The 10,917-nt window shown below is 41.7% G+C and carries 8 protein-coding genes; 2 read left to right on the forward strand and 6 right to left on the reverse strand.

The genetic code is table 11. The features are described 5' to 3' along the window. The 4 genes from VB654_RS17100 to VB654_RS17115 all read right to left on the reverse strand — a co-directional run. A partial coding sequence (locus tag VB654_RS17100) for a DNA-directed RNA polymerase subunit alpha C-terminal domain-containing protein (protein ID WP_323215013.1) occupies positions 1-2,042 on the reverse strand: 2,042 nt, incomplete at its 3' end. Between the two features lie 434 nt (positions 2,043-2,476). Then, on the reverse strand, positions 2,477-6,442 hold the full coding sequence (locus VB654_RS17105; RefSeq protein WP_323215014.1) for a hypothetical protein: 3,966 nt from the start codon (positions 6,440-6,442) through the stop codon (positions 2,477-2,479). 27 nt (positions 6,443-6,469) lie between these two features. After that, positions 6,470-6,970: a hypothetical protein gene (locus tag VB654_RS17110; protein ID WP_323215015.1), complete on the reverse strand. Its 501-nt coding sequence runs from the start codon at positions 6,968-6,970 to the stop codon at positions 6,470-6,472. After that, complete coding sequence (locus VB654_RS17115; RefSeq protein WP_323215016.1) at positions 6,967-7,674, reverse strand: hypothetical protein; 708 nt, start codon at positions 7,672-7,674, stop codon at positions 6,967-6,969. The genes VB654_RS17110 and VB654_RS17115 overlap by 4 nt, the downstream gene beginning before the upstream one ends. Before the next feature lie 446 nt (positions 7,675-8,120). On the opposite strand from VB654_RS17115, the gene VB654_RS17120 reads away from it, so the two are divergent. Together VB654_RS17120 and VB654_RS17125 are read left to right on the forward strand one after the other, a co-directional pair. After that, on the forward strand, positions 8,121-8,567 hold the full coding sequence (locus VB654_RS17120) for a hypothetical protein (RefSeq protein WP_323215017.1): 447 nt from the start codon (positions 8,121-8,123) through the stop codon (positions 8,565-8,567). Between the two features lie 48 nt (positions 8,568-8,615). Continuing rightward, positions 8,616-8,969, forward strand: a complete 354-nt coding sequence (locus VB654_RS17125) for a Spx/MgsR family RNA polymerase-binding regulatory protein (RefSeq protein ID WP_323215018.1) — start codon at positions 8,616-8,618, stop codon at positions 8,967-8,969. 50 nt (positions 8,970-9,019) lie between these two features. Here VB654_RS17125 and VB654_RS17130 read toward each other — a convergent pair whose 3' ends face one another. After that, positions 9,020-9,967, reverse strand: coding sequence for an Rpn family recombination-promoting nuclease/putative transposase (locus VB654_RS17130; RefSeq protein ID WP_323215019.1), 948 nt, complete (start codon positions 9,965-9,967; stop codon positions 9,020-9,022). A 145-nt stretch (positions 9,968-10,112) separates the two neighbouring features. Then, positions 10,113-10,917 (reverse strand): site-specific integrase (locus VB654_RS17135; protein ID WP_323215020.1); only part of this gene is annotated, 805 nt, incomplete at its 5' end.

A 10,917-nucleotide genomic window follows, 5' to 3' on the forward strand; every position in this document is an offset into this window, starting at 1 on the left:
ATTAAATTCTGTTCAGGTAATTCGTAGCGCCTTCCTGTAACTCCATAGAAATTGCTACGCCCAAATTTCTGGAAAAGGTTTCGGTGTTCATATAAAAATGTAGATACTGTGGCACGAGTAACTGAGTACAACTGGCTCTGGCTCAAGTCTTTATAGATATCTTCAGTATTTACAGGTAAAGGCTGTTTACTGAGATAGTCAAGCAAGACTTCACGAAAGTGACTATATTCCATAGTTCCCCACTCCCGTAGTCCATAAGTACCACTACCAGAACGGATAATTTCTGGATGTCTTGTTACCAATCCCTGTGCAGCCCTTTTTAGATTATCTGCTCTCCAGTCCGGCTTAAGCTGTTTGATTCCTTGACCTATTTCTGAGAACTTAAGGGCTTTCCCTGCCTCATATATAACATAGTAAGCATAATCTCCTAAATTCCATTTATTTTTGCTGAATATGCCCGTAATAGGCTCATTACAGCAGGCTTTAATCAAATTATTTGCAGCTTGCTCATAATTAGTAATCTCTTCAGGTAAAAGAGGTAGTATAATTTCTTGAAGTTGGGAGCGATCGCTAAATCTTTGTTCTGTCCAAAACTCTGCCAAACAATCTTGTATATTTTCAAATACTTGCCCAGTGAATGGAGCTATATAGAAAAATTGCTCTGTCGAAATCTGAATACTATGTATTTCAGGAATAAAGTCTATAATACATAAAATAACTGATGGTAAATGAATCTCACCAGGAGGATATACCTGGGCTATATCTTCACACCAATCTTGAATATTATTGATGCAACCAGTAGAATATAAAGCATCGATTGCTACACGTCTAATTTGTAGGAAAATCGTATCATTATTAATTAGACTCAATTTACGTTTTGCTTTATCTGTAATCTGCCGTACTCTTTCTCGACTTACCCCTATATCTCTACCAATATCCGCAAGGTTTCTTCGCTGCCCATCTTGAAGACCTAACTGTTGCTTGAAGACAATTTTTTGTTGGTCATTCAAGTGACCAAAGCAGTCATCTATCTCTTCTGCAATGGTAGTAAAACTTTTTGAAGGGATTCTGCCAGAAGTAATAGCCTTACGGGTAATTTCACGGGCATCTGAGGGAATCGCTGATAAAATTTGGCGGAGAGATAATTCTTTTAGCTTGTCTGGTGTCCACTGATGTTTTATTAAGACTTCAATCAGTGTGGACTGTGAGAGGCTTGCAAGCCAGTTTAGATAGTCATTAGAAGCATCACGCAATGATTGAAAAGGATTTATTGCAACTTTAATTTCTGCGTATTGGTGTGTATCTAGAGCTATTTCCCCTGCTTCAAAAGCATCTACCAAGTGGGTAACTGTAGAATATTGACTCACAAATTGACGCAGATGGGGAGATGTGGATAAACAATTTGTAGGTATTTGTAAAGAACGAAGTTTTAAATATTCTGGCTGGAAATAAACTTCTTGAATTTGTTTATAATATGGCGTTGGCTTAAACATAGCTAATGCTGAACGGACATTATCTAGTGATGTTTGCCCGAAACCGTTGATATTCAGTAAATAATCATCGGAATAGTTTTGTAGTTCTCTGAGGGTATTAATACCCACTTTTTTCAAAGAATTAAAAGCACGCATGGATAAGTTAAGTTTTTCAAGCGGAAAATCAAATTCAGCATTATTGATACTGTTAGTATCTTTCGGTTTTTTAGTTGTATTTTCTGGATTAGCAAAATCCAGTGAAACATATACAACAGGATTTACCTCTTGTTCTATAGCTAATGTTGATTCTGTTTTCTTTTGTTCAGTAAACTTATTATTAACTTCTTTTGAAGAGTTTTCTTGTGCTTTTACTAGCACCCAACGGGGAGAAACATGAGCAACTTCTTGGGAATCTCGTAAACTTTGAAGGACAGGCAATAGTTCAGCAAAAATACTACTTCTGCTACGTCCTTGATACTGGGGTAGAGCCAGAAGGTGGTCTAAAATTTCAAATGGGGTGAAGCCTTGGGGCGATCGCCCTAAAATCTGTACAATTACCTCGTAATTCACATTATGCACCTTAAAATGTCACATCTAGTATTTTGGGAGCCTGGAAGGGAGTGAAGACTGGGAATATTATTCTAAGTATTTTACGTTATGAAAGTTACTATACGCTAGAGAAAAATTCCCCAAAGCACCGATTTTGGCAGTTGAGGATGGGGAAAGTGGGTCAGAATCAATAGACACAACCGGGAGCAACGCGATTTTGTGATGTGCGAAAAATTGGTAATATAAGTTACCTAAATTTTAAGCGAACTGAAAAGTTACGGCGCTATCGCTACCTAGAAAAAGTAAAAACAGGGAACTTCGACCTCGGTTTATTGGGAATAAGCCCTGGTAATTGAGGTATAAAATCCGGTCTCACATTTTCGCGTTGATCCCGACACAACCTGGATTGCTCTCTATTTTTAACTGTTCCCAATTGTTGACCAAATTACTCCAGATTACTCAAGGTTAATTCGTACAGTCTTACCTCGATTTTCTTGTTCCAGTTCTTCAAACTTTGCCTCTAGAAGTAGTTCCATTGCCTGCACAACTTCTCTTAGTTGGTGGCGCTCTATGGTAGGATAAGTTTCCCTTATTTGTACAAGCACATCGCTTGTGGCAGAAACAACATTCGCTTGCTGCAAGAGGGATTGGAGAATTTGCGTTCCCTCATCCGTCAACAACCCAACGAGATCCTCGGCATTACCTGACTCAAGAACTTGCAGCAGGTTCTTTAGATATTCAGTCTCGGCATTTCTGAGCAGGCGTTTAACCGTTTCGCTCTTCAACCGAGCAAACTGTTCTATCATTGCCCGGTTTAAATCCTGTTGCCAAGCTGTAACCTGATCAGTGGGGACTGATTGCCGTAATTCCAACCGACAATGCCCACATAATGGATCATGTGCTAAACCCTGCTGCAACTCCAAATCGGTCACTGAACAGACCTGTAGCTGGTTTAGTAAAGCCTGCTGTAGCTGTCGGTGATTGAGAGTGACGGGTAAACCAAGTTCACTAAGAGTATTTAACCGTTCCAAAGTTTTCAACTTTTCTTCCGCCCCAGCTAAGTCAGTGCGTAAAGTTTGCACCGCTTGGTAATGCTCGCGGTGATGGATGCGGTATTGGTTGATATACTCACTTTTGATCTGTTCCAGCTGCGATCGCAAATTCTCTTGGAAACTAGGCGACTCTAGCATCTGCTCCAAATTAAACTTCACCAGCACTTCATCCAGGCTGTGGCGTAACGGATCTGCATCGAATGGCAGTGAATCCTTCAGTTGTCGCAGATAAGCCCGATCTGCCCCCAAATCTGTACTCAGATGGGATAAGTTTTCCAGATCCACGAAATCCAAGAGTATCTTTGCTAGCTGTTGCTCACTCTCAAATTGAGATTGGGCAGTTTCAAAGAAATTATCTAAATCTGAAGTTTGAGTTAGTGACTGCAAAGGTAAAAGTTGCCCAGATACTGATGCTGGAAGGGTAGAACCCAACATTCTAGCCAAGCTTCTTAAACTATTATCTACAAATGCTACTCGCTGCCCCAATGCCTGACAAGCGCGTTTTAGCCGCTCCTCCTGCTCTAACTTTTGTTGTGAGTCTGTTGTCGTTGTCAAGGTGTCATCCAGGATGCGGGCAAAAGGAACTACTTGATTCCAGTCAACCCCAACAGACTCTTGGAGAACGCGAATTTCCCGGTCAAATTTGTTGCTCCACTTGACCTGTCGGATTGTATCTGTTGTCAGCCGCCCTTTAGGTGGAGTTGTACCATTTTGTAGCTGAATGGTGTTATCATGGCTCAACTCTAGCTCCGCTCGTGGGTTGCCGTAATGTACGAAACACATCAGGTAGAGAGATAGTAAATCCCTTGTCAATCCATAAGGCGAAGCAACTAATAGCTTCTCAATCTGAGTTCTTGTTACTCGACCTTGATGCTGATTTAGTTGCTGACGCAAAATCTCAAAAACCTGGCAATTTTGAGGATTAAATGCCGATGAATTTTGATCAGACGTTAATCCCAGTCCAACTCCATAATTTTCCACAGCATTTCGATTAGCAACCGATGGATTAGAGGTTAACAATCCTTCAAATACTTTACGCACATCTGCCAATTCCAAGTTTTTTCCGCTTTTAAACTCTGAAGCATTGATTAATGGCTGAGTGTAAGCGTCTGCCAGTAGCTTTTGAGCTATGGACTCAATCGCCTGTTCCGCAGTAGCTTGACGAAAAATATCACTTAGCTTAATGCCCAGAGAGCGCCGTGTAAAAACTTTTCCTTTCCGATAAGCATCAACTTGAGTTTTTTGGATTTCTGGAACGATTTCCCGCCGTTTCTCTTTAAGAAACTCCCGCATCTTCTCCCCATCTGCTGTTGCATCATTGCGGTATTTTTCCTCTAAGGCATCAACTGTTAGCCAATCTCGAATTAATTCCTTAGCTGATTGAGTCAGTACAGCGGGAGCTACAACAGCAATCCGGTCATCTAAAATTTCTGAAGAATCAATTTCACCGGGATAGGTCAAAATAACAATTCGCGCATGGTTATCTAAATCTAGTTGACTACCATAGGCGCTACTGTTCCACTGATCTGTCAGCACAACTTCCTGTTTGTACTCCACGCGTTTATAGATAACGCGCTTTGAGGCTGTAGTGTTTAAACTGAACTTGTTTAATAAGTTGTCTTTGCCAAAAGTTTTATTCGGTGAAGCTAGAATAATTTCTCGCCAGGTTATTAAAAGTTTGCCCTCATCAGTTGGGATTTTACCTTTGGCACTTCTAAACTTACCAATTGGATTAAATCTATCGCTTTCAACCGAAATAAAGCGAGCTTGTCTATCACCTACTACTTGCTTTTGTGATTGATATTCTATTTGACTTAACTCTCTTAATTGAAATAATAACGAATCAATTGTATCCTCACTCAGTAGCACATCAGATTGGGTTAGCGTTGCTTCTACAATATCTGATATTTTCAGCCAATATTCTATTCCAGAATCAAGGTGAGCAATATGTTCTAAAAATAAAAAACCAAGTATATTATCTGCAATTGGGCGTTCCGAAGGATCTATTTCAAATTCTTTAACACTATCTTTTGCTTCCTGATATGCTCGATAGCTATCTTCATAAAGTGTGTCTTTAAATCCATCAATCAAACTACTACTTTTGAGCAAATCATTGGCAATAATTAGCCGATTTTGCTGTAATAATTCTCCCCTTTTGATAAGGTCAAACAGCACGCCTATACCAAATCTGGCTGAGGGCAAATTCTCCCTGGTAATTCGGCGGATAATATCAAATGCACGAGGTTGAAATGGGAAACGGTCTATAAATTGCTCGTAGCTAATATTATTTAATCTTAAAAATTTAAAGTTATTACGATAAAAGTCATAATATTGGTTAAGTTCTGGTTCTCGGTGGGGTTGTATATCTCGAATTCTGCGGGAAGCAATTGTGTAATAATCTGTTTGGTTCCTATCAGCTAACAAACTTAGCTCCTTGAAGCGATCGCCCTTCAACTTGGTAGGAGCAGCCTTCTGGGATGCTAGAATTACCCAAATGTTTGCCCCTTCGTCTCTAGGCAATACATGACCTATTGTTTCTAGAGTTTCCTCATCAGATGCCCTTTGTTCATCTGTTTTTCCCCGGTCTTGCCAGAAAGCAAATTCATCCATAACCAGCAATATACCTGTATACCCAGCTTCGTGAATTTGCTGATAAATGTGTTTAACTCTTTCCTTTGTGCTGATAGCAACATCAGGCTTAATGCCATTGCACTGACAGTAATGCATAATTTGTTCGGCAGTTGCACTATCCCCTTCTTCTGAACGCAATTCTGCCAGCGTCACGCTAGTTTCTGCTTTAACAAATCTCTCAATATCGGAACGTAAACCTTCCCCACAGTTTCGATACCACTCCAATAAATCATCATCTGTTGTCACCTTCAAATTTGGTAAGCCAGGATGACAATCGCGCTGCAATTCCCATGATTTAGCTGTTTCACGGGCAATAATGTCAAGGAGACTTCGCTCTAACGCTCCACTTTGTCCTCCTTCTCCCCGCAAAGAAAACACTACTGGAAGTAGCCTCTGGGGTTGAATTTTAAAACGCTCATTTTGGATATCACCATCACTGACAACATCCCAAATTTCCTGTTTAGTGGTATCTGGTTGTTCCCCTAACAAAGAAGCCAACGTACCAAGAAAGTGGGTTTTACCAGCCCCATACTCCGCCTGAATCCAAAACGCCTGACCGCGTTCAGCAACTACTTCTTCAAAAATTTGGTTAAAGTAAGCTCGAATAGAGTCTGTAAAAATATAAGTTTCGACGGTTTCTACTGGTTTACGTAGTGCCTCAACCAGTGATAGGGTTGTTTCGGGTCGTTTGGCTTTAGGAACAATCAGTTCCCGTAATGGGGCTAGTTCTGCATTCAAAATATACTTCTCCTCAAAGTGTGTGGCTTAAAGTTCAATCAAGGGACTTTCGGCTCGTCCGACTTCTGGAAAGGGCCTCCTGAGTATCTCTGTATCCACTTTTGCACTGTTCGGCAAAGCGTCTGATAACTCTACGGAGGAAACTGATGGCAACACAACCACCGCAGTTGTGCCATCCGCAAGGTAGTGTTCGTAAAGGGGTGACAGTCCTATTTGGTAACGAACCAGTAGCATTGGTTTGGTCAAAACCAAAATTTGAGGTATCCCCATATTGCGGATTTGTTGGAGTTGTTCTTTTAGTATCTCTGTTAATCTTAATACAGCTTCGCGATTCGGTAATGGCTCTGCAAGTTCGTTGATATTTAGCGTTTGCAGGCGATGATTAGGTAACTTGCCACCTTTTAGAGAAGCGCGAAGCAGGTTCAAGAGTTTGTCTTCTTTTTCTTCTTGAACAAAAAACAGATAACGCCCACTACGTACTCCACGGGCTAAACTATCTATAACGGTTACAAACTCAGATACATTCACAGCAACCTCTTGTGATTGAATATTTCGTCAGCACTGTATGCCGTGGTAACTTGCTCCAACTGGTCAGCACGTACATACTTAACGATTATTTTCTTAGCTTCTAGCCAACGCAACAATTTAACTACATCGCTAGGCGAACGCAATCCTAAGTAGCGCCAAAACACATGATTGAGAATATCTTTGACAGGGATTGTTGTAGCTTGAGGAGCAAACAATACATGGAGCAGTACGCCAAAAGCAAGTTCTATATCCGTTTGGTCTCGTATATACATGATTTTTTGCGATCGCGTCACTAATCCAGTTGCTTGTAGAGCTGCACTCAACCTCTGCTTGAGTTTCGGTTTAACTTCTCCGTAGGTTTGTTGAAGAAAGGAGTCAGCCAACTCCCCAAACTCCAAAATCTCGCCTGGTTCGCAGTTAAGAACGTGAAGTTTGGCAAAGTCCGCAATAACTGGCTCGCTCACCAAGAACTGATACCGCATCAAATGCTGTAACAAGTTTTCATCTTTGTAGTTACGAAATGTCAACCGTGTTGGTTGGTTAAGAGTTCTCTCTGGGAAAAATCGCCGCACAATCGTGCCTGCATTACGCCTCCTGGTTTCTTCCGATGTTTGAGGTAGCTTCTCAAGCAACTGACCATAAAAAGCCTCAAAATCGCTGACTTTACAACTGAGCTTGATGGCAAAAATACTGTCTTGCCACATGTGATCCTGAAAAAATTTAGCCATGCTGAGTTGTACCCTTATGAGGGCTAGGTTTTACCTGTTACCCAATTACTACTTCCCTTTGAAAAAGCTCAAAAGTTCGGGTTTATACCTTAGTTATCCCAAAACTATCTTAAATAAACCAAATTCAAATCGCTTCAAATTAATGTTACTAATTGTGCATCATTCTCAAACCTGCAATCAACACATTTTCAAACCAGGATTAAAGAAAGCGTCACAAGGATTGCCTACGGCACTGCGCGAAGCGCAGTGCCGTAGGCAATCGCATTTGTCTCTAGCCTGAAATATTTGGCTAAATTCCAGGAAGCGAAGGAGCAGCAATAGATACCTTTGCCACAGTCAGGTAGAAAGCAGAGATGGCAACGGACATACCAACAAGCTGTAAGCTAACTAAAGAAGGGTATTGCTAGAGTGCGGGTGTTTTCATGGCCATAGAACGGGAATCGGTAAATTTTAAACGAACCAAATCTTTAGTTGCAGCACTTAGAGCCGAAGCCAAAAAACGCAACACCTCAGCCACAGAGTTAGTAGTCCAAAGTCTACATCAAGTCCTGGGGCAGACGGAAGTCGCTGACCATAGTATAGAAAATGTTCTACACCATGTCATCAACCGACTCTCAGCACTGGAAGCCAATCAGGTACATAATACTTCGAGTGTAGAGAATCGTTTACAACAAATTGAAACAATGTTGGGGCATCTCACCCAGAGTATAGAACAGGGTATAGAATCGACATCACCTCAGCAACAAGCACAACAACCGAGTCACTTGTCAGAAAAGTTAGAAAATGTTACCAAAAGCCTTGCCCAAATTAATCATACACTTGGAGCGATCGCCTCCGGCACTGCGCTCCGCACCATCGCCAGAAGTTAAACTAGCCATGTATAAATAGATATCATGGAATTTGTTGATTAACTTTTTATGTCCCTTCAAGTTTACGGTATCCCCAACTGCGGCACTTGTAAAAAAGCTTTTACCTGGCTCCAAGATAACAGCATTGACTGTGAATTCATTAACACCAAAGAAACCCCGCCCACCCGTGACATGATTCAAAACTGGGTGAAGTCCTTGGGTTTTGCGCCCATGCGTAATACCTCCGGCCAATCATACCGTGCTTTAGGTGAAGAAAAGAAGACTTGGACTGATCAACAGTGGATTGACGCATTCGCTCAAGATGCCATGCTGCTCAAACGTCCACTTTTCGTCAAAGATGGCACAGCAATGTTGGTTGGCTTCAAAGATGAGGCAGTATTGAAAGACAAACTAGGACTTTAGTATTCCAACCCCCACTCTCAAAGGTATTCCCTCTAGAGAGTCATGTTCAATTAAGCACTTGTATCTGTATTTTCTTGGCTGAATTTTTGCTGAAATTCAGAAATTGACCCTGTAATACTAGCCTGTTTCAATAGTTGCTTCAGTCTGTCAAGCTCATAAATTTTATTCAATTGCTCAATCAATTCAGGGGGAACGTGATTAAATCGAGCTTTTAAAACTTCAGCGATAGACTCCTGTAGAGTCTGCGCTCTGCCTATGCGTTCTATGCTTGTCATGTATGTCATTTGTTGTTCAGCCTCAAAACGCTCCAATTCGGCTTTGAAATTCAAGTCTAAATCCGGTGGTAAAGTCATTAATCTATCTAGCAACCGGAATAGTTGAGATATTTTATCCCTACTATAGCCTAACTCATACATCCGTTTAATCAGGCTCAACTTCCAGCGTAATCTACCTGCTAAATCTTGAGTTGTCGCTTGTGTCCGCAGGTGTGCCATCACCATTACGGCAAAAGGACTATCACTTTGTTCTAACTCTAACCATCGCGCTTCATAGTCCAGTAGTTTCACAATGGGAAACTGAAGACTCAAGCGACATCCCCAACGTCCATAACTATATTCTTGCGGTCGCCAGTTTGCTTGATTATCCCCTAGAATTGCCAAGCTTACAACTTCCTGGTTATAACGGTCAAAAATTCGGTAATGGTAAGAAAACATCCGTTGGGCAAAGTTGGGATCTACTTGACTTTGAATTTCCAAATGTACCAGCAACCAAGTTTCCTTTCCATCATTAAGCCAAACTTTAATCAGCTTATCAACGAATTGCTTACCAACTTCAGATTCTCTCATCAACTGCTGAAGTTCCTGATCGAGAAAATCATAACCTCGCGTCCAGTCAATTTCTGCTTGAATCTCTGGAAAAAAGAATTCCAGAAACGCCTCAAAGTATTGTTCTACACCTTCCTTCCAAGCACCATCATAGTCGGCTCTTACTTCACTCACAGGTTATGTTGGTCAAAATCAAAAACATCATAACGCCTTTTTAGATCAGCAAAATACCCATAGAGATGAAAAACTAAGTTTCTCATCCAGAAGCACTTCCAGAACTAAAAGAGCCGCACCCAAAAGAAATAGGAGCATCCCCACTCTAACGCCTCTTGTAAGGCACATTTAATAAATCTATCGCCCGTTTCTTAGCATCTTCCCCCCGCCTATCATACTTACTCGTAGTATTAGTTGACGCATGACCAGCCAGCTTGGATACCGTAACAATATCTGCACCCCCATCCAACAAATCACTAATAAACGTTCTTCTAAAATCATGCGGCGTAAACCCTTCTTCCACACCCGCCGCTTCCCCTCTGCGTTGCAATGCCCGCAGTACCCCCTGCTCACTCATCCGCCGTTGTATAATTTTATGTCCCCTATCCAACGGATAAAACAAAGGACCCGCAGACTTCCCCCGAATCAGTAACCAATCCTGCACCGCCAGGACTCCAGCTTCTGGTAAGTAAACAATTCGCTCACTTTGTCCCTTAGCTGACCGTATAGTTAGCGACCGACTGCGCGGTTTTAAATCGCTCAAATCAAGATGTGTTACCTCAGAACGCCGCAACCCCACCGTCAAAATTGCCAACAATGCCGCATCCCTCGCCCCTAAATTGGAGTTATCTTGAATACAATCATCCCAAAGGGCAGCAATTTCTTCGGCATCCAGCGCCCGCCCCTTCAGTAAACTTTTACCCCGCACAGATTGAATATCAGTAGCCCGTCCATAGTCCTCGGTAGACATTAAGCCCAACCGCCATGCTTCCTTCAACACCCGCCGCAGCGCAGATAACATTTTATTCGCCATTGCTGGACTGTATTTTTCCATCAGCACCGACCGAACTGCTGCCGTATGCTGATATCGCAACTTTGACCAGTCCAAAGTTTGAGCATCGCAACTATCA

The organism is Nodularia sp. UHCC 0506, from assembly GCF_034931045.1.
In the GTDB taxonomy this organism is placed as follows: Bacteria; Cyanobacteriota; Cyanobacteriia; order Cyanobacteriales; family Nostocaceae; genus Nodularia.

Excerpts from the sequence above, each read along its gene's own strand:
- VB654_RS17125 (WP_323215018.1), top strand. The coding sequence starts at position 8,616 with ATGTCCCTTCAAGTTTACGGTATCCCCAACTGCGGCACTTGTAAAAAA.
- VB654_RS17115 (WP_323215016.1), bottom strand. The coding sequence starts at position 7,674 with ATGTGGCAAGACAGTATTTTTGCCATCAAGCTCAGTTGTAAAGTCAGC.
- VB654_RS17120 (WP_323215017.1), top strand. The coding sequence starts at position 8,121 with ATGGCCATAGAACGGGAATCGGTAAATTTTAAACGAACCAAATCTTTA.